This window comes from Alphaproteobacteria bacterium, assembly GCA_040905865.1.
GTDB lineage: Bacteria > Pseudomonadota > Alphaproteobacteria > UBA8366.
Genome location: JBBDQU010000066.1, coordinates 50,464 through 72,013, shown reverse-complemented (window position 1 = coordinate 72,013; position 21,550 = coordinate 50,464). Strand labels below are relative to the sequence as shown.

20 protein-coding genes are annotated in these 21,550 nt (G+C 61.7%); 10 read left to right on the top strand and 10 right to left on the bottom strand.

Annotated elements, in window-relative coordinates:
- Nucleotides 1-9: 9 nt before the first annotated feature.
- Nucleotides 10-1,629 carry an NAD-dependent malic enzyme gene (locus WD767_14835; GenBank protein ID MEX2617369.1) on the bottom strand — a complete coding sequence of 540 codons (1,620 nt, stop codon included), beginning with the start codon at nt 1,627-1,629 and terminating at the stop codon, nt 10-12.
- Between the two features lie 141 nt (nt 1,630-1,770).
- Between WD767_14835 and WD767_14830 the strand changes: the two genes are divergently transcribed.
- Entirely contained in the window at nt 1,771-2,973 is a 1,203-nt protein-coding gene (locus WD767_14830) for an aminotransferase class I/II-fold pyridoxal phosphate-dependent enzyme (GenBank protein ID MEX2617368.1), read from the top strand.
- 17 nt (nt 2,974-2,990) lie between these two features.
- Here WD767_14830 and WD767_14825 read toward each other — a convergent pair whose 3' ends face one another.
- Nucleotides 2,991-3,566 (bottom strand): hypothetical protein, encoded by a 576-nt coding sequence (locus WD767_14825; protein MEX2617367.1) that lies wholly within the window; start codon nt 3,564-3,566, stop codon nt 2,991-2,993.
- Between the two features lie 264 nt (nt 3,567-3,830).
- On the opposite strand from WD767_14825, the gene WD767_14820 reads away from it, so the two are divergent.
- Nucleotides 3,831-4,730: a TauD/TfdA family dioxygenase gene (locus WD767_14820; protein ID MEX2617366.1), complete on the top strand. Its 900-nt coding sequence runs from the start codon at nt 3,831-3,833 to the stop codon at nt 4,728-4,730.
- A gap of 5 nt (nt 4,731-4,735) precedes the next feature.
- Here WD767_14820 and gcvA read toward each other — a convergent pair whose 3' ends face one another.
- Nucleotides 4,736-5,644: a transcriptional regulator GcvA gene (gene gcvA, locus WD767_14815; protein ID MEX2617365.1), complete on the bottom strand. Its 909-nt coding sequence runs from the start codon at nt 5,642-5,644 to the stop codon at nt 4,736-4,738.
- Between the two features lie 266 nt (nt 5,645-5,910).
- Between gcvA and WD767_14810 the strand changes: the two genes are divergently transcribed.
- Nucleotides 5,911-6,828, top strand: a complete 918-nt coding sequence (locus WD767_14810; protein MEX2617364.1) for a DMT family transporter — start codon at nt 5,911-5,913, stop codon at nt 6,826-6,828.
- 6 nt (nt 6,829-6,834) lie between these two features.
- Here the strand turns inward: WD767_14810 and WD767_14805 are convergent, their stop codons facing one another.
- Both WD767_14805 and WD767_14800 read right to left on the bottom strand, forming a co-directional pair.
- Nucleotides 6,835-8,544, bottom strand: coding sequence for an FAD-dependent oxidoreductase (locus WD767_14805; GenBank protein MEX2617363.1), 1,710 nt, complete (start codon nt 8,542-8,544; stop codon nt 6,835-6,837).
- 100 nt (nt 8,545-8,644) lie between these two features.
- On the bottom strand, nt 8,645-9,616 hold the full coding sequence (locus tag WD767_14800; GenBank protein MEX2617362.1) for a nitronate monooxygenase: 972 nt from the start codon (nt 9,614-9,616) through the stop codon (nt 8,645-8,647).
- 163 nt (nt 9,617-9,779) lie between these two features.
- On the opposite strand from WD767_14800, the gene ilvA reads away from it, so the two are divergent.
- On the top strand, nt 9,780-11,336 hold the full coding sequence (ilvA, locus tag WD767_14795) for a threonine ammonia-lyase, biosynthetic (protein ID MEX2617361.1): 1,557 nt from the start codon (nt 9,780-9,782) through the stop codon (nt 11,334-11,336).
- A 57-nt stretch (nt 11,337-11,393) separates the two neighbouring features.
- On the opposite strand, the gene WD767_14790 is transcribed toward ilvA, so the two are convergent.
- Entirely contained in the window at nt 11,394-11,987 is a 594-nt protein-coding gene (locus tag WD767_14790; protein ID MEX2617360.1) for a PAS domain-containing protein, read from the bottom strand.
- A gap of 578 nt (nt 11,988-12,565) precedes the next feature.
- On the opposite strand from WD767_14790, the gene ltnD reads away from it, so the two are divergent.
- Nucleotides 12,566-13,525: an L-threonate dehydrogenase gene (gene ltnD / locus WD767_14785; protein ID MEX2617359.1), complete on the top strand. Its 960-nt coding sequence runs from the start codon at nt 12,566-12,568 to the stop codon at nt 13,523-13,525.
- On the opposite strand, the gene WD767_14780 is transcribed toward ltnD, so the two are convergent.
- Together WD767_14780 and WD767_14775 are read right to left on the bottom strand one after the other, a co-directional pair.
- A complete protein-coding gene (locus tag WD767_14780) occupies nt 13,522-14,373 on the bottom strand; it encodes an alpha/beta hydrolase (protein ID MEX2617358.1) in 852 nt (283 codons plus the stop codon). The genes ltnD and WD767_14780 overlap by 4 nt on opposite strands.
- An 80-nt stretch (nt 14,374-14,453) precedes the next feature.
- Nucleotides 14,454-15,320, bottom strand: coding sequence for a TIGR00730 family Rossman fold protein (locus tag WD767_14775; protein MEX2617357.1), 867 nt, complete (start codon nt 15,318-15,320; stop codon nt 14,454-14,456).
- A gap of 136 nt (nt 15,321-15,456) precedes the next feature.
- Between WD767_14775 and WD767_14770 the strand changes: the two genes are divergently transcribed.
- The 3 genes from WD767_14770 (at nt 15,457) to WD767_14760 (ending at nt 17,885) form a co-directional block, all read left to right on the top strand.
- Complete coding sequence (locus tag WD767_14770; GenBank protein MEX2617356.1) at nt 15,457-16,425, top strand: SMP-30/gluconolactonase/LRE family protein; 969 nt, start codon at nt 15,457-15,459, stop codon at nt 16,423-16,425.
- Nucleotides 16,425-17,393, top strand: a complete 969-nt coding sequence (locus WD767_14765; protein MEX2617355.1) for an SMP-30/gluconolactonase/LRE family protein — start codon at nt 16,425-16,427, stop codon at nt 17,391-17,393. Before WD767_14770 ends, WD767_14765 begins: the two co-directional genes overlap by 1 nt.
- 132 nt (nt 17,394-17,525) lie before the next feature.
- Nucleotides 17,526-17,885: a hypothetical protein gene (locus WD767_14760; GenBank protein ID MEX2617354.1), complete on the top strand. Its 360-nt coding sequence runs from the start codon at nt 17,526-17,528 to the stop codon at nt 17,883-17,885.
- 57 nt (nt 17,886-17,942) lie between these two features.
- On the opposite strand, the gene WD767_14755 is transcribed toward WD767_14760, so the two are convergent.
- Nucleotides 17,943-18,626, bottom strand: a complete 684-nt coding sequence (locus WD767_14755; GenBank protein ID MEX2617353.1) for a class I SAM-dependent methyltransferase — start codon at nt 18,624-18,626, stop codon at nt 17,943-17,945.
- A gap of 215 nt (nt 18,627-18,841) precedes the next feature.
- Here WD767_14755 and WD767_14750 point away from each other — a divergent pair, with 215 nt between their 5' ends.
- On the top strand, nt 18,842-19,261 hold the full coding sequence (locus WD767_14750; GenBank protein MEX2617352.1) for a rhodanese-like domain-containing protein: 420 nt from the start codon (nt 18,842-18,844) through the stop codon (nt 19,259-19,261).
- A gap of 30 nt (nt 19,262-19,291) precedes the next feature.
- Nucleotides 19,292-20,230 (top strand): LLM class flavin-dependent oxidoreductase, encoded by a 939-nt coding sequence (locus WD767_14745; GenBank protein ID MEX2617351.1) that lies wholly within the window; start codon nt 19,292-19,294, stop codon nt 20,228-20,230.
- Between the two features lie 3 nt (nt 20,231-20,233).
- On the opposite strand, the gene WD767_14740 is transcribed toward WD767_14745, so the two are convergent.
- Nucleotides 20,234-21,442 carry a CinA family nicotinamide mononucleotide deamidase-related protein gene (locus WD767_14740; protein ID MEX2617350.1) on the bottom strand — a complete coding sequence of 403 codons (1,209 nt, stop codon included), beginning with the start codon at nt 21,440-21,442 and terminating at the stop codon, nt 20,234-20,236.
- Between the last annotated feature and the right edge of the window lie 108 nt (nt 21,443-21,550).

Here is a 21,550-nt window from a genome sequence, read left to right as displayed (position 1 = left end):
TGATCTGATCTAATAACGCGGATCGTACATACCTGCCGCAATCGCCTTGCGGATATCCGCGGGTCGATTGCGCCCGGCCAGCCCCTGCGCATAGGCCATTTCCGCCACCGCGGTCGCGATGTTCAGCGAAACATTCCGGATATCGGTCATCGGCGGGTAGATCGCACCGGCAGCCAGGTCAGCCTCGCCCACTTCCGCCGCCAGGGCCCTGGCCGCCGCCAGAAACATCTCGTCGCTGATCCGCGATGCCCGGCAGAACAGGGCCCCGGCCCCGACGCCAGGGAAAATATAGACATTGTTGCCCTGGCCGGGCCGGAACGTCCTGCCGTCAATCGTGACCGGCGCGAACGGGCTGCCGCTGGCGAAAATCGCGCGGCCACCGCTCCACAGATAGGCTTCCTCGGCGGTGCATTCCGCCTGCGAGGTCGGATTGGACAGCGCGAAAACCCCCGGCCGTTCCTTGATTTCCGCCATCAGCCGAATGGCTTCCTCGGTAAATGCGCCGTGGGTGCCGGTCGCGCCAACGAGGATATCCGGCTGGACCGCCCGTATTGCATCGATGAAATCCATCGGCGGATGGGCATGGGCATAGGGGAGGTTATGCGCCGCCAGATCGTTGCGCTGCTGCACCACCAGCCCGTTGATATCGACAAACCACAGCCGCTGGCGCGCCTCGGCCTCGCTCAGCCCTTCCGCGACAAGCGCCGGGACGGTCAGGTCGGCGATACCGCTCGCCGCCGAACCGGCCCCCAGGAACATTACCTTCATGTCCCCGATGCCGCGGCCGATCAGCCGGCAGGCGGAATAGAAGCCGGCCAGCACGACCGCCGCCGTCCCCTGGATGTCGTCGTTGAACGACAGCACTTTGTCCCGATAGGTATTCATCAGCTTATAGGCGTTGGCGGTCTGGAAGTCCTCGAACTGGATCAGCGCGCCGGGAAACCTGTCCTGGATCGCGGCGATGAATTCCGCCACCAGTTCATCATAGGCGGGGCCGCGCAGCCGCTTGCCGCTGACGCCCAGATAGAGCGGGTCGCTCGCCAACGCCTCGTTATCCGTCCCCACATCCAGCATGACCGGCAGGCACTGCCGCGGATGGATGCCGGCGCAGGCGACATAGAGCGCCAGCTTGCCGATGGGGATGCCCATGCCGCTGGCGCCGAGGTCGCCGAGGCCTAGAATCCGTTCGCCGTCGGTCGCCACGACGATGCGCACGTCGTCTTCAGGCCAGTTGTCCAGAATTTCACGTATCTGTCCGCGATCCGCCGGCGTGACATAAAACCCTTTGGTCTGCTGGAAGATATGGGCGAATTCCCGGCAGGCCTGGCCGACTGTCGGCGTGTAGACGATCGGCAGCAGTTCCTCGATATGATCCTGCAATGCCCGGTAAAACAGGCGCTCGTTGCGGCTCTGCAATGCGTTCAGGAAAATGTATTTCTCGATGGCGTCCGCCTTGCGGCGGACATTTTCCATTGTCCGGTCGAGCTGGACATCCTGGGTCAGCACCGCGACGGGTAGCAGGCCGCGCAGTTTCAGCCGGTCCCGCTCCTCCTCGGTGAAACCCGACGATTTATTCAGCGCGGGCACGCGCAATACGTCGACCCCCGTTATCTCTCCCCGATCCGGCATTGACGGCGCTCCTAAATTAACTGTGGGGATTATGACCGGCGCGACCCGCTGCGAAAAGACTGTAGACGCGAAAACCTCTGGCGCTGCCCCCGGGCGATGCGCTTAAACTACGCGACATTTTTTCGGGGGGAGCCAGCTGTCATGAGTTTCTTTGCGCCGCGGATGAGCCGCTTCAAACCATCGCCGAGCCAGATCGCCTCCACCAGGGTGCGCGAGTTACAGGCGGCGGGGCGCGATATCATAAAGCTGACGGCCGGTGAACCGGATTTCCCGACGCCCGATCACGCAAAGGCGGCGGTGATCGCGCTGATGGACCGCAACGAGATCCACTACACCCCGATCAACGGGCTGCTGGCCATGCGCGAAGCGGCGCGACTCAAATTCCGCCGCGACAACGGGCTGGAATACGGGCTGGACCAGATCGCGGTCGGATCCGGCACCAAGCAGATCCTGTTCAACGCGCTGATGGCAACCGTTTCCGCGGGTGACGAGGTCATCATTCCCGCGCCGTACTGGGCATCCTATCCGGACATGGTGCTGCTGGCCGGCGGCACGCCGGTTGTCGTGTCCAGCGGTCAGAACAGCCAGTTCAAGATGCGGCCTGAACAATTGGCCGAGGCGATCACCGCGAAGACAAAATGGCTGATCTTCAGCTCGCCCAGCAATCCGACCGGCGCGACCTATTCGGCGGAAGAATTGCGGGGCCTCGCGGCGGTCCTCATGGAGCACCCGCATGTCCATATCCTGTCCGACGATGTCTATGAACACCTGATCTTCGACGGTCGTATTTTCGCGACCCTCGCCCAGATCGAACCGGGCCTGTACGACCGCACGGTCACCTGCAATGGCGTCTCCAAGGCCTATTCGATGACCGGCTGGCGGCTCGGCTTCGCCGGCGGACCGAAGGAAATCATCGCCAACATGTCCAAGATGCAGTCGCAGAGCACCGCCGGGGCCAGCGCGGTTGCCCAGGCCGCCGCCATTGCCGCCCTGGAGGGACCGCAGGAATTTGTCACCGAGCGGACCGCCAACCTGCAATACCGGCGCGATATCCTGTACGGGAAACTGAATGCGGCGACAGGTCTGAGCTGCGACCTGCCGGAAGGCGCCATGTATATTTTCTGTTCCTGCGCCGGGACCATGGGCAGGAAAACGCCGGACGGTAAGGTGCTGGAAACCGACACGGATTTCACAATGTACCTGCTGGACACCGTCGGCGTGGCCGTGGTGCAGGGCGAAGCCTACGGAATGTCGCCCTATTTCCGCGCCAGTTTTGTCGCGCCGGAAGAAGACCTGGTGCGCGGCGGCGACCTCATCCAGCAGGCCTGCGCGGCGCTCCGTTAGAAAGCCGGCGGCGACAGTTACCTGTGCCGGTCGCTGTATTCGTCCGGATCGTACAGTTGCCGCGGCGGCGTCAGGAAATGGTTCATGTAGACGATCCGCGTCACGTCGCCCCTGTCATTCGCCAGGGGCAGCAGCAGACGGTAATAATGCCGCTGATATCCGCCGATAATCTGTTCAATTTCATGGAACATCGGTGTCTGCCAGCGTTTGCAGCGCAGGTATTCGACGAAAATCGATTCCGCATGCAGCGATATCGGAATGTCGCCCAGGCGCTTGCCCGTCAGCTCCGCCCCCATCCCCGGTATCGGGCTCGCCGGATGGCGCGCCATGATGAAATTCCGCGGATCTTCCGGCGTCGAGTCGACCCAGGACAGAAACCGGGCACCCGCCTGCGGCACGATCTTGCTGACGTCGAACGCCGACACATGCGGCGTCGCGTTGGCGCCGTTGCGCAGCGTGCTCCAGAAATAATGGAGCATGTCCAGCACAGGGCTTTCGCGTTCGATGTTTTCTATACTGTCAATTGAATACATGGTCCGGCGCTGCGCATCGTTCCCGGATTCGCCATGAACCGTTTCAAGGGCCCTTGCCATGGATTATTCGCCTTGTATCCCCGCCAGGGTTCGCGCTTCGGCGTATTCCGCGCCACCAAAGGGGCCGGAAGCCGATCGCAATCCGCAATTTTGCCCGCGTTCCCCTGTACGCCTGAAAGGATGGCGTGCAGAACAAGCCAGCGCCACAACCAAAACCTATTATTTATCATATCAGTATCGACAGTTTGGGAGAACAGGATTTTTCTGGCTGGTTGCACGGTGCATGACCATTTGACAAGATGTCTGAAAAATCAGGAGGCTGTCATGGCAGACGCGATACAGTTCGAGACCATTTCGTCGACGCCGAAAACACCGGCAATTGGCACCACAATCGGCAACGTCGATCTGACCGCCAGTTTGCCGGACGAAACGATCCGCGAAATTCACACAGCGCTGATGGCCCATGGCGTCGTCTTTTTCCGGGACCAGGCCATGACCCCGCAGCAGCAGGCCGACTTCGCCCGCCGCTTCGGCCGGTTGCGCATCGCGCAGCGCGCGGCCTTTCTGGTCGATGAAAACGTGCCGGAAATGGCCGTACTGGAAAACGACGAAGCGCGCCCGCCGAATGTGAACCATTACCATACCGACGGCATTTTCCGCGCCGCGCCGGAATTCGCGTCGATCCTGCGCGGCGTCACGGTCCCTTCGGCCGGCGGCGATACCATCTGGGTCAGCACCAGGGCGGCCTATGACGCGCTGAGCGACGATATGAAGGCCTATCTGGAAGACAAGACGGCCTGGAACGATTTCCAGAAACTGCATGGCAGCGCCGCCAAGAAGCGCAGCTGGGAAAACGACAATTTCGAACGCATGGAGCGGATGCGGAAGGCGAACCCGCCGGTCCCGCACCCCATGGTGCGGCGTCACCCGGTAACGGGGCATAAATCGCTGTACCTGTCCGAGAGCTTCACCACCCATATCGACGGCGTGTCGGCGACGGAAAGCCGGGGGATACTGGACTTCCTGTTCGCCCATTGCCGGCTGCCGGAATTCCAGTGCCGCTTCCACTGGCGACCCGATTCCGTCGCCATGTGGGATAATCGGTCGACGCTGCATTACGCCGTCGCCGATTACTGGCCGCAAACCCGCATCATGAACCGGGTCACGGTCGAGACGGACCAGCTTGGCTCCGGCGAAGCCTGGCCGGAATCCCGCGCCGCCTGAAAGGGTCAATTGGCGGCAAATTCACTGAACAGCCAGTCGCGGAACGGGGCGGTTTTCGCGTGCACCGCCTTGCCGGGGGCGCGGACGACGTAATAGGCCGAGCGCTCCGGCACGATCGCGCCGAACAGACAGACCAGCCGGCCGGATCTGAGGTCGTCCACCGCCAGCGCCGTCTTGCCGATGGCGACGCCCGCGCCCGCCACCGCCGCATTCAGCACATCGGCAGACGTATTGAACCGCAGCCCCAGCGACGCGTCGACATTGGCGACGCCATGTTCCGCCAACCAGGTTTCCCAGTCATAGGCGGGATTGCCTGCTTCGTCGCCGCCGATATCATGCAGCAGCGTGAAATGGCGCAGGTCTTCCGGCCGGCGCAGGGGCGGGTCGGCTTCCAGCATGCCCGGGCTGCACATCGGCGCCACGGAATTCGCCACCAGCAGTTCCGCCACCAGGTCCGGATAGTCGCCATCACCGTAATGCACCGCGATATCCACATCGCCGGAACCGAGATTCGGCAACTCGATATCGGTCGATATCCGCACGTCGATATCGGGATGCTGTTTGCGGAACGTCTGCAGGCGCGGCACCAGCCATTTCATGGCGACCGACGGCGGCACCGACACGGTCAGAACCGGCGTATGGGTCAGCGCGTGCAGTTCGTCCATCGAGCGCGCCAGCACGCCAAGCGCGGACTGTACGCCCAGCAGCAGGATTTGGCCGGCCTCGGTCAGCAGCAGGGTCTTCCGGTTGCGGCGAAACAGCGCGACCCCGACCCTGTCCTCCAGATCGCGGATCTGATGGCTGACCGCGGATGGCGTCACATTCAGTTCATCCGCGGCGCGGCTGAAGTTCAGGAGCCGGGCCGCCGCCTCGAATGTCCGCAGGGCATTCAGCGGCGGCAGATTCGTGCGCACGATGTCGGCCTTTCCCCATCATATGAATATCGTTCATGGTAGGGTGAAATTTGATCCTTTGCCAGTTCCCGTGAATTCGAGATAGGAGTACCGGAAAGTCGGTATTCCCCTGGCAATCTCCAGGACATGCGGTTTTGCAGGGCGTTGCCTTTTATGAGTAAAATTTGCCCATTACAGCATCTTCAATAAGATAGATCAGATTCACACGGCTGTTGGATCGCCGAAGGCGATTCCAACAATCCATGATCTGATCTAGGGGGAATTCGATGGTTGAAAGCTGGGGTTGGGTATACCTGACGTTTCTGGCAGCGGGATCGCAGGCGCTGCGAACCGGTGGCCAGAAGCACCTGACGCAACATCTGTCGACCCTGGGCGTCACCCTCGTGCGATTCGTTTACGGGCTGCCATTTGCGGCTGTCTATCTGGCAATCGTGATGCAGTGGGAGGGCGCGCCCCTGCCCGAATTCCCGCCGGTTTTTTTCGTCTACTGCCTGGCCGGCAGCGTCAGCCAGATCGTCGCGACGATGCTGCTGGTCTATCTGTTCTCCTTACGCAACTTTGCCGTCGGCACGACCTATGCCCGAACGGAAGCCTTCCTGACCGCCGTCGTCGGCGCGCTGGCGTTTGGCGCGACGATCAGCCTGCAGGGCTGGCTTGCCATCGGCGTAAGTGTCGCCGGTGTGGTTATGATCACCGTCGTTCGCACCGGGTTGGACCAGGGCGGCGGGCTGATCGGTCGACTGCTGAACCGGCCCGCCGCCGTCGGGCTTGGTTCCGGACTTGGTTTCGCGCTGGCGGTACTGTTTATCCGCGAAGCCAGCCTGTCGCTGCGGCTCGACACCTATGCCTATCCGGCGGCGCTCACCCTGGTGACGCTGATCGTCACGCAATGCGTCATGCTGGGCGTCTACCTGTTTGCCACACAGCGCGAACAGTTCCCCATCATGGCGCAACAATGGAAAGTCGGCGCCTTCGTCGGCGGCATGAGCACGGCGGGCTCAATCGGCTGGTTCACGGCCGTAACGATGCAGAACGCCGCCTACGTCAAGGCGCTGGGGCAGATCGAGTTCATTTTTACCCTCGCCATCTCAATGCTGTTCTTCAAGGAAAGATCATCGCGCGGTGAACTGGTCGGCATGCTGCTTGTGGTGCTGGGTATCGTCTATCTGCTGGCCGTGGCGTAACCGTCGTCAACCGGGCGGCCTGCCGCCACGGACCAGATTCATCGCCGCCAGATAGCCGAAGACCAGCGCCGGGCCAAGCGTGATACCGGGCCCCGGATAGCTGCCGTTCATGATCGAATTCATATCGTTGCCGCAGGCATAGAGGCCGGGCACCGGTTGGCCCGCCGCGTCGAGCACCTCTGCATTCGGGCCGGTCCGCAGCCCCGCCGCCGTGCCGAGATCCGCCGGCACGAGCGCCACGGCGTAAAACGGCGGTGATTCCACCGGGCGCATGCAGGGATTCGGCTGGTTCGCGGGATCGCCGACATAGCGATGATAGGCGTTTCCGCCCCGGCCGAACTGCGTGTCCTCGCCTGTTGCCGCGTCCCGATTATAGGTCGTGACGGTTTCCTGCAGCGCATCGGCGTTGACGCCGATAATATCCGCCAGTTCGGCCAGCGTGCCGGCCTCCTTCAGATATCCGCTGCGCCGGTAGGGCGCGATGTTCAGGCACATCGGCTTGACCGCGCCGAGCCCGTATTGCCACAGCGAACGCCGGTCGCAGATCAGCCAGGCCGGAATCGCCGGGCTGTCATTGGCGGCGCGGAACATCGCATGGACAAATTCGTGATAGGAATTGGATTCATTGGTGAACCGCCGGCCCGCCGCATTGACCGCGAACATGCCGGGTTTTCCCCGATCAGTCACTGTATGCGGGTAGACCCCCAGGCTGCCGTCGCGCCGGGTAAAAGTCGATGCCGGCACCCAGAACGCATCGTTCGGGTTATCCGCCGGCAGGTCGCCGCCGACTTCCTGGCCAAGACGCAGCCCGTCGCCGGTCGCGCCCTCCGCCGTAGCCGAAACGGGTCCCGCCTCGCCGGGCAGGCGTTTTTCGCGCATCTCGCCGTTATGGGAAAACCCGCCCGTTGCCAAAATCACGCCCCGGTGCGCCATCAGGACGGTCGAACCGCCCCCGGAGGCGATTTCGACGCCCGCAACCCTGCCATCCCGCATGACCAGTCGGCGAACGTCGGTATGACGCCGGATCGGAACGCCGAGATCGATCAGCGACTTTAGCAGCCGTGCCGCAAGCGCGTTGCCCAGCACCAGTTGGGTTCCGCGGTGATAGCGGATTCGTTCCACCGCGTAGGACAATACCAGTTGACCGACGCGCAACGCCGAACGGAGCGATTTGAAGATGCCGCGGAAGTGAACGATGTCCGGCCTCGCCACCATCATACCACCCAGAAGGGTGAATTCCGGCAGCGGCGCGCGGAGCAACTTGAACGTGCTGCCTAATATGTTCGCATCGAAGGGCAACGGCTCCATCACCCGCCCGCCGATCGTCGCGCCCGGTTCGTCCGGATAATAATCGGGATAGAAGGCAAGCGGCACCAGGTTGACGGCGCTGTTGCGGTCCAGATAGTCAATCGCTTCCGGCGCGTGGGCGATATAGGCTTGCCTCAGGCTGTCACCGGGTCCGGCCGTCGCGGTCAGATAGCGATCCGCCGCCTCCGTGCTGTCCGTCAGCCCGATTGCCGCCATTTTCAGATTATTGGGCACCCAGACCATACCGCCGGAAAAAGCTGTCGTACCGCCGATAAGGCCGGTTTTTTCAAGGACAAGGACCCGCAATCCCTCGCGCGCCGCAACGATTGCCGCCGCCATACCCCCGGCGCCCGCGCCGAGGACAATGACATCCCACGATCCGTCTTCTACCTTGCCCGTATCGGTCATGCTCGCCCTCCGATATGGATTGCCGACCGGGGGGTTTCCCGCCCGTACCGGTTCCGTGCGTATTGCCTCCGTATTGGCGCCGGCAGGATCGGTTGTTCGATCATGAACGTGGCGCCAGGAAACGTCCTGCATCGCCGAGCAGTCGTTCGGCATCGGATACGATTCGGCTGACGATTTCCGCAGCCGGTTCGCTGGCGCGGACAAGATCGACGCCTTCGCCCACGATAACCGCGGCAATATCGGTATCGCCTTCCTCGGCCGCCTGCGCGTAGCGCGTTTTCTCCCGCGCCACATGCTTCCGCAGTGTTTCGGTATCGTCCACCCATTGTTCCGAATACCGGTTGCGCAGGGTTCGCAGGCTCCACTGCGCCGGCCAGTCGATGCCGCGCGCGATATCGAATACCGCGCTGCGCTGCGTATTATCCCCCGACCCGGCAACGGCTGCCTGCTTCGCATTGGGATGCGACAGGGCCTCCCGGCTGGCGAAGAACGCGGTGCCGCATAATACGGCCGAAGCCCCAAGCATGAGCGCCGCCGCAAGCCCGCGGCCGTCCGCGATCCCGCCTGCCGCGATGACCGGCACATCGCCGATCGCATCGATAACCGCCGGCACCAGCGGCAGGGTCGCCCGGCTGCTGCCGTGTCCACCGGCTTCGGTTCCCTGCGCCACGACAATATCCGCGCCATCCGCCACGGCTTCGCGCGCCTGTGCGACCGACTGTACCTGCACGATCATCCGTGCCGTCGATAGCGCGATTTTCGCGCCGTATTCCCTGAACGAACCGAACGACAGGAACAGCACCCGGGGCGCGTGGTCCAGCGCCAGGTCCAGCAGTGCGGGCTGTTTGTCGAGCGACCATCCGATGAAGCCGACGCCCACCGGCGCATTGCCGGCCGCCGCCAATTCCCGGGTCAGCCAGTCCCTGTCGCCATAGCCGCCGCCGATAATGCCCAGCCCGCCGGCATTGCTGACCGCCGCGGCAAGTGCGCCGCCGGCAACACCGGCCATCGGCGCCAGCAGGACCGGGTGGTTAATCCCGAGCATCTCGGTAACTTTGGTGCGAATCGGCATGCCCCGTTTCCCCTTCCTGAATGACGTGCCCGCCATGCGGGACCGCAAAGCGACAGGCTAATATCGAATGCAAATCTTGATAAGTCAGCCTTCACCCATTATGGCTCGCCCGTCCGCGCCAATAGTGTGCAATCATCCGGCAGTATGAAAGGCATTCTGTTCCGTGCCAAAACGATATCTGAACGACGTCCTCAACGCACGTGTCTATGACGTGGCCCGGGAAACGCCGCTGGACGAGTTGCGATCCCTTTCCCAGCGGCTGGGCAATACGGTACTGGTCAAGCGGGAGGATCTGCAGCCGGTTTTTTCCTTCAAGCTGCGCGGCGCCTACAACAAGATGATGAACCTGACGGCAGCGGAGCGTACAGCCGGCGTCATCGCGGCCTCGGCGGGGAATCATGCGCAGGGGGTGGCGCTGGCCGCGCAGCGACTGGGCATCCCCGCAACTATAGTGATGCCGCGCACAACGCCGGACATCAAGGTGCAGGCGGTCGATAAACTGAAAGCGCGCATCGTGCTGCATGGCGACGACTACCAGGACGCCTATCTTCGTTCACTGGAAATCGCCGCGGCCAGGGGGCAGACTTTCGTGCACCCCTATGACGATCCGCATGTGATTGCAGGACAAGGCACCGTCGGCATGGAAATCCTGCGCCAGTGCACCAGCGACATCGACGCTATTTTCGTGCCCGTCGGCGGCGGCGGCCTGATTGCCGGCATCGCCGCCTATGTGAAGGCGCTGCGGCCAGAGATCAAAATCATCGGCGTCGAACCTGTCGACGCCGCCTCCATGACCCGGTCGCTGGAAAAGGGCCGTCGCGTCGTCCTGGACGAAGTCGGCATTTTCGCCGATGGCGTTGCCGTACGGCAGGTCGGCAAGGAAACCTTCCGCATGGCCCGCAAGCTGGTCGACGGCATGGTTCTGGCGGGCGTCGATGAAATTTGCGCCGCGATCAAGGATCTGTTCGAGGATACCCGGAGCATTGCCGAACCTGCAGGCGCGCTCGCCACCGCGGGATTGAAGAAGTACGCAGCCGAACACGGGCTGAAGGGAAAGACGCTTGTCGCGATCAACAGCGGCGCCAATGTCAATTTCGATCGGTTGCGCCATATCGCGGAACGCGCCGAACTGGGTGAAAACCGCGAATCCCTGTTTGCCGTGACGATTCCGGAACGGCCCGGCAGCTTCCGCAAATTCTGCAGCATTCTGGGTAAACGGTCCGTGACCGAATTCAATTACCGCTATGCCGACCGGACCGAGGCGCAGATATTTGTCGGCGTGCGCCTGAACAGCGGCGAGACCGAGAAGGCGGCCATTCTGGAAGCGCTGCACAAGGGCGGCTATCCGGTCGTCGACCTCACCGATAATGATACGGCCAAGCTGCATATCCGGTACATGATCGGCGGCAGCCCGAACGGCCTGGACAACGAAGTGCTGTACCGTTTCCAGTTTCCCGAAAGACCCGGCGCCCTGCTGAACTTCCTCACCCATCTGGGCGGGCGCTGGAACATCAGCCTGTTCCATTACCGCAATCACGGCGCCGCTTTCGGGCGGGTCTTGTGCGGCCTGCAGGTGCCCCGGTCGGAAATGCCGGAATTCCGCAAATTTTTGACCGCGACGGGATATCGCCACTGGCCGGAAACCGAAAACCCCGTCTACCGGGCGTTCCTGCACCATAGCACATCAGGTTCATATGGAACCACGACAGGATCCCACTAACCCTGTAAAATTTCGGTATCTTCAATAAGATGAATCAGATTCACATTACACGCAGCGTCAGGCGACTTTCAGCGCCACCACTTCCAGCGCCGCGACACTGCGCGGATCCAACATCGTGTTGTCCAGTTCCGGATAATCCGCATTATCGCTGAGGGCGGAACACAGAATCATATCCGGCGTCTTCCGGTCCCGGCCCAACGGCAGCATCAGACGCGAGTAGATTTCCTCATAACCCATTGAAAAGCCCGTCCGCTCGGTAATATGAACCGGGGTTTTCAGCCGGTAGGGCAGAGTGTAGACCCGCACGAGATAGGCGCCGTAGTCCGGCGTGGTCGCCTCCTGAACAAACCGGCCATCCTGGGGCTGGCTGAACCGCGCGGACATTACCGTTCCGACCACGCGATAGCGAAACATTGGGCCCGGTTGAATAATATCGATCAGGCCGATAAAGGGCAGGAGTTTTGGAATATCCACAGGATCGAAATCCGCCCGGGAAGGCATAGGGTATGCTCCCTTGATTTTCTCCCAGTACGCAAACAATGCCTTTTGCCTGCCGTAGCGCAGCCCGGCACGCAGGTCCGCAGGCAAGACGTCAATTTTTTTCGGCTCGTTCGTGGAACGCTTGAAATCTTTTATGATACGCGGGATCATTGCGAAAACTCTATCACTGTGCCGGTCCTGTGATCGGTGACATTCTATTGGCGACTCTTAACCCCAGCATTGATCGTGACGGCACAAAAGGGCGGCATTTCGTGAAAATTATGGCGGAGACAAGTCAATTGAAGACCCGATCCCGGCTCCATCCAACATGGCGCCGCCATCCTCCGCAGTAGCTGCGAGTCGACACAACAACCCCGGACAAACGATTATCGCAAAATTAACGCCGGATCCCACACAACTCACCCCATCCGACTACGTTACAAGCAATTTACGCGCCAACCCGGTTTTTTTAATTCTTTCAATATGCTGCAAACAATGAAACACACCGTTTGAGAACCGATTGTAAATTTTTCCGACACCTGTCACGCGAATTCCCGCGCGGCGGCGCTCCTTGTCCCGGAAGTTCAATTAATATCAGGCAATTAAGGAAGTTCGGAACATTGACATGTTTGTAAAGAAATCCGGCGCCTGCTTTTGCCGAGCGATAGGGCTTGTGCGGATCGTCGTCGCAAAACGATTTATTCGGCTCGGGATTTGCCCTCGCGGCAAAATTCCGGCGGTCTGTTATAATGTGGCCCTGCACCCGCCCGCACCAGAACAGGAATCGTCACATGAATGCCAGCGCGCAATCCGATTACAGCACCGTCGTCATCGGCCTTGGGTCAATGGGGTACGGTATAGCTGAATCACTGCTGAATGCGGGCCTGCGGGTCTGGGGATTCGATATCGACCCGGCGCGCGAAGCTTCACTGCGCGCGAAAGGCGCGCTTGCCGGATCCCGAAACGATGCCATCGCACAGTCGGATTCCGTCATCTGTGTCGTGGTCAACGCGGCGCAGACCGAGGACGTGCTGTTCGGAGAAAACGGCATTGCCGAGAGCATGATGGACGGCGCCGTCTTCGTTTCCTGCGCGACCGTTGCGCCGGAATTCGCGCGCGCCATGTCGGCGCGGCTGGCGGCGCTGGGGATTGACTATCTGGATGCGCCGATGAGCGGCGGCTCGGTCCGCGCCGCCGAAGGACGGCTGTCCATGATGGCGTCCGGCGCGCCCGGCGCCTTCGACCGCGCCGCGCCGGCCCTGGACGCCATCACGGAAACCCTGTTCCGGCTTGGCGACGACGCCGGCACCGGCTCCGCCCTGAAGGTCGTCAACCAGATGCTCGCCGGAATTCACATCGCGGCGGCGGCGGAAGCCGTGACATTCGGCATGTCGCAGGGAATCGCGCCCGCGACCGTGCTGGACGTCATCTCGAAATGCGCCGGTACGTCATGGATGTTCGAAAACCGGGTGCCCCATATCGTGGCCGGCGACTACACGCCGCATTCGGCGGTCGACATCTTCGTGAAGGATCTGGGCATCGTCGGCAACGTCGCCCATGCGGCGAAATTTTCCGCGCCCCTTACCGCCGCTGCCCTGCAGCAGTTCGTCGCCGCCAGCGGGGCGGGGTTCGGGCGCGAGGACGATTCGGCCGTCGCCAAGATCTATGCCCGCAACGCGAACCTCACCCTGCCGGGGGACGAAGATTAGAACAGGTGCCGGCGGAAGAACGCCGCCAGCGGGTCAGATGAGGTGTTGGACGACCGCGTCGCCTGTTCGATGTACAGCACCTCGATCTCCCCGCCCGCCTTGCGGTAATTGGCCGCAAACCGTTCCGGTTCGTTGAGGTCCAGCGGCGAGTCGGGATCGCGGTAATCATGCACCGGGTCGGGCCGCCCCTGGATCCAGATCGCCGGTGGCGTTTCCACTTTCTCGCCCCGCTCCAGCGCCAGCATCGGGTTTCCCTCGACCATATTGGCTTCTGTCCCCCAATAGGCGTCATGGCGTTCGGGGATATCGCCGACCCAGGCCGGCGGATTTGCGCCGGACCGCTGGCGCTTCGCATGGTTATAGCGGGAGATAGGGTTGATCACCGGCCAGGTCATCCCGACGCACTGCACCCGGGCGTCCACGCCGCCGACGCCGATATCTATCGCCGAATAGCGCGGGTCCGCCGGCCGCATCGCCGCCAGCATCGCCAGATGCCCGCCGCTGGACTGCCCCGTAATGCCAACCCGGTCCGGGTCGAGCTTCAGTTCGCCGGCACGCGCCTTCAGCCAGCGGATGGCCGTGTTGACGTCAACTGACGACGTAGGATAGCCGTCGGATGCTTGGCGGAAATCCAGCGCCGCGACCGCGAGGCCGGCATTCACCAGCACTTCATCGCGATCCCTGCATTCCGAAAGGTCGCCATTCGTCCAGGCGCCGCCATGCAGGTCGATCACAACAGGGAACGGTCCCGGTCCCGCCGGGCGGTATAGCCGCAACGCCAGCCCGCGATCGCCATGGCGCACATATTCGTAGTCCTGGATGGTAAAATTCAGGGTATCCGTATCCATCGCATTTTCCTCCCGTCAAGGCTTTCCATTACCAGTTGCAGGAACTGTGCACCCGGCCGAACCAGATGGTCAATTGTGCGCTAATCGAGTTTGCCGACATGCTCGACATTGTCGGTCAGGCCCGCACCCGGATGATCCACCGCCCATTCGGCAAGCTGGCTTTGCAGCCAGTCGCAGGCCTCGTCAACTGAATCCGTTACATGAAACAGCGTCAGGTCCTCGAAATTGATCGTACCGTAATCCGCCATTTTTTCCAGTTGCATGATGTTCCGCCAGTATTCGGAACCGAACAACAGCAGGGGCAATTTGCGGCGCAGCTTCCCGGTCTGTACCAGTGTCAGGATTTCCATGAATTCGTCCAGCGTGCCGAACCCTCCTGGCATCACGATCACAGCCTTCGCCATATAAACCAGCCAGAACTTGCGCATGAAGAAGTAATGAAACTCGAACGCCAGGCCGTCGGAAATATAGTCGTTGGGATACTGCTCGAAGGGCAGCGAGATATTCATGCCAATTGTGCGTCCGCCCGCTTCCGCCGCGCCCCGGTTGGCCGCTTCCATGATACCGGGGCCGCCGCCGGTCACCACCGAAAACCGGTGTCCGGATATGCCCACGCTGCTGGCCAGGGCGGCCGCCCATTTGGTCAGGCGGTAGGACATCTCCCGCGCGGCCTCGTAATAACGGGACATCTCCACCGCCCGTTCGGCTAATTTGATTTCCCCTGCGACAGCGCCTTTCGTGGATTTCAGCGTCGCGAGCCTGTCTTCTGCAATCTCGCGCGGCAGTGTGCGCGCCGATCCGAAAAAGACGATAGTGTCCTCGATTCCCGCCTCGCGCAGCCGTTTTTGCGGCTCCAGATATTCCGCGATGATGCGCAGGACGCGCCCGTCCCGGCTGTCCAGAAATTTGGTGTTCCTGTAAGCCTTGTCCGGCATGTGGCGCGGCATGCTGCGTACTCCTGATGTGTTTGCCCGGATGTTTTGTACGCTGCATACGCCCGCAGGAACACCATAACTTGCCGCGCAAAGGTTTTGCGGCATAGGCTACGCACCGCTTCTGCAATCAACCCGGGAAACAATTCAAATGCCGTCAGACACCCCCCTCAGCGCCGGGTGGCGCGAATTTCCCCGCTATCCCGACCCCGCCATCATCGTCCTCGACGAGCGGTTCCGCAAATACACGATCTTCAGCGCCGCTGTGGAACGGCTGCATACCGGCGGCCGGTTTTCCGAAGGCCCGGTCTGGTTCGGCGATGCCCGCCATCTGCTGTGGAGCGACATTCCCAATAACCGGATCATGAAATGGGACGAGGAATCCGGCCATGTCAGCGTCTATCGGTCGCCGGCCGGCCATGCCAACGGTCATACGCGCGACCGGCAGGGTCGGCTGATCACCTGCGAACACAGCGGCCGCCGGGTTACCCGCACCGAATTCGACGGCGCCATAACGGTACTGATGGACCGTTTCGAGGGCAAGCAACTGAACTCCCCCAACGATGTCGTGGTCAAATCCGATGAATCGATCTGGTTCACCGACCCGCCTTTCGGGATCCTCGGCAATTACACCGGGATCAAGGGCGAACAGGAATTGCCGGAGCGGATTTACCGGATCGACGGGCAGACCGGTGCGGTTACTGTTCTGGCGGACGATATCGCCGGACCGAACGGGCTATGCTTTTCGCCCGATGAGAGCATCCTTTACGTAGTCGAATCCCGCGGCAATCCGACACGAAAGCTGCTGGCGTATGACGTTTCGGTCGATGGCAAATCCATTGCCAACAAGCGGACCTTCATCAATGCCGGCACCGGCACGCCGGACGGCATGCGCTGCGACATCGACGGCAATCTGTGGTGCGGCTGGGGTATGGGAAACGCCGAAGAGGACGGCGTGCGAATCTTCGCGCCGGACGGCGACCCCATCGGCCATATCTCGCTGCCGGAACGCTGCGCCAATGTCTGTTTCGGTGGCGCGAAACGCAACCGGCTGTTCATGGCGGCCAGCCGGTCGCTCTATGCCGTATACGTGAATACGCAGGGCGTGGAAGGCGGCTGATGCCAGGCGCCAATCCCAGCGCGGGCTGGCGCGACCTTCCGCGATACCCGGACCCCGCGATAGAGGTCCTGGACGAACGCTTCCGGCAATACGCCATCTTCAACGCCCCGGTGGAGCGGCTGTACACGGGGTGCCGCTGGTCGGAAGGTCCGGTCTGGTTTGGCGATGGCCGCTACCTGCTGTGGAGCGATATTCCCAATAACCGCATCCTGAAATGGGAGGAGGAAACCGGCGCGGTCAGCGTGTTCCGCCGTCCGACCGATTTTTCCAACGGCAACACCCGCGACCGGCAGGGCCGGCTGGTCACCTGCCAGCATGGCGGCCGCCGCATGGTCCGCACCGAACATGACGGCACGATCTCCGTGCTGATGGATTCCTGGCAGGGCAAGCCGCTGAATTCGCCGAACGACGTGGTGGTGAAATCCGATGGCTCGGTCTGGTTCACCGACCCAGTCTTCGGCATCCTGGGCAATTACGAAGGCCACAGGGCGGAATCGGAAAACCGGCAGGCCGTATACCGGCTCGATACCGAAACGGGACAGGCGATGATCGTTGCCGACGACGTGCTGGGCCCGAACGGGTTGTGTTTTTCGCCCGACGAATCGATCCTGCATATCGTGGAATCGCGCGGCGAACCGACCCGCAAGATCCTCGCCTATGATGTCGGGCCGGACGGCAGGACGCTATCCGGCAAGCGGGTGCATATCGATGCCGGCCCCGGCGGCACGCCCGACGGCATGCGCTGCGACATGGACGGCAATCTGTGGTGCGGCTGGGGCATGGGCAGCCCCGAACGGGACGGTGTGCTGGTTTTTGCCCCGGACGGGGCGAAGATCGGCCGCATCGCCCTGCCGGAACGCTGCGCCAATGTGTGCTTCGGCGGCCTGCACCGCAACCGGCTGTTCATGGCCGCCAGCCAGTCGCTCTATGCCGTCTTCGTCAACACCCAGGGAGTCGCCGGCGGCTGAATCGCAGGCTTTGGCGATCTTACGGCAGGTCCGCACGGTTGCTGTACGGCGCATCTTGCGGACCGGGCATAGGTAAGCCGAAAGCTGCCTGTTAACGTCGCGGGAACGGAAAATCGGTCTTTGGGGGAAACCATGCGGATTCACAATATTTACGCGGACGAAAATGGCGAATCGCATTTTCGCGATATCGAGGTCGAGTGGACGTCAAAGCGGCGCACGAGCCGGCTTTCGGACAGGATACCGGTAGAATGCATCATCTTCCGCGAGACACCGGGTGACTACGACCTCGACTGGCATCCAGCGCCCTGGCGGCAATATATCGTCAATCTGGATGCCGGCGTGCAGATCACCGCGAGTGACGGAGAGGTTCGGGAAATCGGCGCCGGCGAGGTGATTCTGGTCGAGGACACGACGGGCAAGGGGCATTTGTCGAAATCGGTGACCGGCCAATTGCGACATTCGATCTTCATCCTGCTGGGTCCGGAAGAGTAGAGCCGTCTGCGCGGCAACAGTCAGGCAATACCATCACTGTCCACGCTTTCCATACAGCTATTTTCTTTTGCCCGAAAAAACGAACCACCCCGCGTAATTCTCGAATACCTTGTATCCAAGCATCGCCAGAAAACGTGCAGGCTTATCGCGTTTCCAGCGCAACTCCTGAAAGTATCCTTGCAATGTCTGACCCTTAAATAATGGCCGGGCAACCCGAGTAATGCTGTCGATGTCGATCAGTTCTCCATACCGATTTAACACGTCGCTTTCATCTTTAAAAACCCTGACGTGTGTGGGGTAGTCAAAGTTGGGGACGCTGCAGACGCAATTAACGCCGTGTGGCCATAGACGCACGACATCCAGATCGCGTTCAATATGCTCAAGAACTTCAGTGCAGACAATCGTATCAAATGGTCCGAAATAACTAGCCTCATCCAGCGCGTTTCCGATCGAAAACAAATCGGATCCCGCATTCCGTTCCATGGCTTTTTTAATGCCGTTCACGCTGAAATCGAAGCCTCGATACTGAATATCCGAGTGCTCGATAAGCATTTGCGCGAAAATGCCGCCGCCACATCCGACTTCAAGGACGTTTGTCGTGGAAAGCCGCTTTAACTCTTCCAGTACTTTCAGAAACATAGGGTAATATAGGGACTTGTTGTATGGACGGCTGTATGCTGTTTCGCTTTCATACATATCGTCATATACTTCAACAGGTGCTTCAACCTTACCCTTTGCCATATTCTCCTGGTCCATTTTTGCGCCCGCAACCGTTCCCGCACACGTCGATATTTGTGTGACTTATTTGAATATATGGCCCCATCGACGACTTTCTATTCCAGATAGCGCGAGCCTACAACCGCTAACCGCATTGAACGCCGCTGCCGCTGGCTGGCACACAACCACAAGGTCGGGTATGTGTGTTCGACGAATTCACTGGCTTTGAGGAGATGCCCATGGCAAGCCCCGTATCGGAAATTCCGGCCGCGCCGTCGTCCGATGCCCTGCGCCATTTCGAGGCGCGGCTGGCATTTGAAACCGATTGCTGGGACGTTCAGGACAGCATGGCGCGCGGCGTGGCGGATTTCGTGCTGCTGGATGTGCGCAGCCCGGCCCTGTTCGCAAAATCCCATATTCCCGGCGCCGTCAACCTGCCGCATGGCAAGATGACGGAGCGTCGCATGGCGGAATGGCCCCCGGAGACGCTGTTTGTCGTCTACTGCGCCGGACCGCATTGCAACGGCGCCAACAGGGCGGCGCTCCGCCTGGCGCGGCTGGGCCGCCCGGTGAAGGAAATGATCGGCGGGATGACCGGATGGGCCGATGAAGGATTTGCCTTCACGGCTGGACCGGACAGTCCCGCCCGGCAAGAATAGGGCAACCGCAACCAATACGAGGAATTCGCCATGGCTCCGAAGCTCGGCTACCTGCTGCCAACCCGCGAACGGATCATGGAAGGCAGGCCGGAAGTCGCGTCCATGCTGGCCGCGGCCGAAAAAGCAGAAGACCTTGGCTATGATTCCATCTGGGTCGGCGATTCGGTGCTGGCGCGTCCCCGTCACGAACCGATCTCGCTGCTGGCCGGTGTCGCCGCGCGGACAAAGCATGTCGAACTCGGCACCGCCGTGTTGTTACCGGCGCTGCGCAACCCGGTCATGCTGGCCCATCAGGTTGCCACGGTCGACCAGATATCCGAAGGCCGGCTGATCCTTGGCGTCGGCATCGCGACGGACGTGCCCAATATCCGCGCGGAATTTGCCGCCGCCAGCGTCCCCTTCGAAAAGCGCGTCGGCACGATGCTGGAAGGGCTGCGCCTGTGCCGGGCGCTGTGGACCGGTGAGCCGGTCGACTGGGACGGTCGCTGGCCGGTCCGGCAGGGCGTGCTGGCCCCGACGCCGTCGCGCCCCGGCGGGCCGCCGATCTGGATCGGCGGTTCGGTCGAGGCCGCGATGAAGCGTGCCGGCGGCGAATTCGACGGCTGGTTCCCGTCCACCCCGACCGCGGCGGGCTGGGAGGCCGATTTCGGAAAAGTTCAGGCGTTTGCGAAAGAAGCCGGACGCAACCCGGCAGACGTCACCGGCGCCTGCTACGTGACGGTGACCCTGGACGAAACTGAAGCCCGCGCCGTCGAACGGCTCGATACCTTCTTCGAGCATTATTACAACCGCCCGCCGGAGGTTATGAAAAAGCGCTCCGCGATCTATGCGGGATCAGCCGCGGGTGCGGCGGAATGGCTGGCCGGATACGCCGATGCCGGGGTTGAATATTTTGTGCTGCGCTTTGCCGGAGACGGCGAAAGGCAGCTCGAACAATTCGCGAAAATCCGCAGCGACCTGGGCTGGTAGGGTTTATTGCGCGTCGAGGGTCTTGCGCAGGTAGTTCAGCAGTTCAATGACCCCGAAGGTACGCAGCCTGTAGCGGTCGCCGGGCAGGGTCGTCGCCATGCCGAAATCGTGGTCCTTCGTCGCGATATGCAGGAAGGCGGTGTTCGGGCGCTCGCCTTCCCCTTCCTGCGCCAGGTTGACGGTAATACCGATATCGGTTTCGAATTCGTCCCGGACAAAGCGCGCCGATCTTTTGGCCCGTTCCGCGCCGGATATACCATAGGACGCCGCATCGTCGAAGCGGGCGGATATCATGGCGCCGCGGAAAGTCGCCATGGCGGGGTCCAGCGTACTCATGCGCTCCACCAGGACGCCGCCGGTAATCGCTTCCGCCGCGGCCAGCGTCAGTCCGCGCGCCCGCAATCGTTGGAGGACAACGGATTCCATCGACTCGTCGTCGAGTCCGAAGATGATGTTCCCCAGCATGGCGCGGATACGGGCCTCTTCCTCATCCAGTATCTTCTTCGCTGTCGCCTCATCGCCCGTCTTGGCGGTAATGCGGACCTTGATGCCTTCGATACCGCTCGCCTGGAACGCCAGCGTCGGATTGCCGATGGTATCCAGCTCCGTGATCCGGTCGGCGAGAACCTCGGCGAGGCCGGATTCGCTGTTGCCCCAGGTGCGGATGACGCGGCTGCGGATCACCGAGGCAAGGCCGGAACGGCGCTGCAGGTCGGGCAGAATCGTCCCCAGCATCATTTCATGCATTTCGCGCGGCACGCCGGGGGTCGCGTAGATGACCTTGTTTCCAACGGGCGCCACAAGGCCCGGGGCCGTGCCGGGCATCTGCGCGATGATCGACGCACCAACCGGGATATCGGCCTGCCGCTTGTTGTTTTCCGCCATCGGCCGGCCGCGCCCTTCGAAATAATCCCGGATTTTCTGGACAATGGTCTCGTCGCGCTCCAGCGGCACTCCCATGATATGGGCGATGACCTCGCGGGTGATATCGTCCTGGGTCGGCCCCAGCCCGCCGCAGCAGATCACTGCATCGCTGCGTTCCAGCGCGTGACGGATGGTCGACACCATGCGATCGAAATTGTCGCCGACCTTGGTCTGGTACAGCGAATCGATCCCGGCCAGCGCCAGTTGTTCACCGATCCATGCCGAATTTGTATCGACAATCTGCCCCAGCAGCAGTTCCGTACCGATAGCGACGACCTCACAACGCATCCCGCAGCCCCCCTGATTTCCGATTGTCGCAACCGGACAGAACCGTCCGCCGCAGCGCAACCGTAATGGATGCGGCGGGGTAGCGGCAAGCGCCAAGCGGGCCGGTGC

Bases quoted from the DNA above. Each gene is read 5' to 3' on its own strand.
- WD767_14835 (MEX2617369.1), bottom strand. From the start codon at position 1,629: ATGCCGGATCGGGGAGAGATAACGGGGGTCGACGTATTGCGCGTGCCC.
- WD767_14830 (MEX2617368.1), top strand. From the start codon at position 1,771: ATGAGTTTCTTTGCGCCGCGGATGAGCCGCTTCAAACCATCGCCGAGC.
- WD767_14825 (MEX2617367.1), bottom strand. From the start codon at position 3,566: ATGGCAAGGGCCCTTGAAACGGTTCATGGCGAATCCGGGAACGATGCG.
- WD767_14820 (MEX2617366.1), top strand. From the start codon at position 3,831: ATGGCAGACGCGATACAGTTCGAGACCATTTCGTCGACGCCGAAAACA.
- WD767_14810 (MEX2617364.1), top strand. From the start codon at position 5,911: ATGGTTGAAAGCTGGGGTTGGGTATACCTGACGTTTCTGGCAGCGGGA.
- WD767_14805 (MEX2617363.1), bottom strand. From the start codon at position 8,544: ATGACCGATACGGGCAAGGTAGAAGACGGATCGTGGGATGTCATTGTC.
- WD767_14800 (MEX2617362.1), bottom strand. From the start codon at position 9,616: ATGCCGATTCGCACCAAAGTTACCGAGATGCTCGGGATTAACCACCCG.
- WD767_14790 (MEX2617360.1), bottom strand. From the start codon at position 11,987: ATGATCCCGCGTATCATAAAAGATTTCAAGCGTTCCACGAACGAGCCG.
- ltnD (MEX2617359.1), top strand. From the start codon at position 12,566: ATGTGGCCCTGCACCCGCCCGCACCAGAACAGGAATCGTCACATGAAT.
- WD767_14780 (MEX2617358.1), bottom strand. From the start codon at position 14,373: ATGGATACGGATACCCTGAATTTTACCATCCAGGACTACGAATATGTG.
- WD767_14775 (MEX2617357.1), bottom strand. From the start codon at position 15,320: ATGCCGCGCCACATGCCGGACAAGGCTTACAGGAACACCAAATTTCTG.
- WD767_14770 (MEX2617356.1), top strand. From the start codon at position 15,457: ATGCCGTCAGACACCCCCCTCAGCGCCGGGTGGCGCGAATTTCCCCGC.
- WD767_14765 (MEX2617355.1), top strand. From the start codon at position 16,425: ATGCCAGGCGCCAATCCCAGCGCGGGCTGGCGCGACCTTCCGCGATAC.
- WD767_14760 (MEX2617354.1), top strand. From the start codon at position 17,526: ATGCGGATTCACAATATTTACGCGGACGAAAATGGCGAATCGCATTTT.
- WD767_14755 (MEX2617353.1), bottom strand. From the start codon at position 18,626: ATGGCAAAGGGTAAGGTTGAAGCACCTGTTGAAGTATATGACGATATG.
- WD767_14750 (MEX2617352.1), top strand. From the start codon at position 18,842: ATGGCAAGCCCCGTATCGGAAATTCCGGCCGCGCCGTCGTCCGATGCC.
- WD767_14745 (MEX2617351.1), top strand. From the start codon at position 19,292: ATGGCTCCGAAGCTCGGCTACCTGCTGCCAACCCGCGAACGGATCATG.
- WD767_14740 (MEX2617350.1), bottom strand. From the start codon at position 21,442: ATGCGTTGTGAGGTCGTCGCTATCGGTACGGAACTGCTGCTGGGGCAG.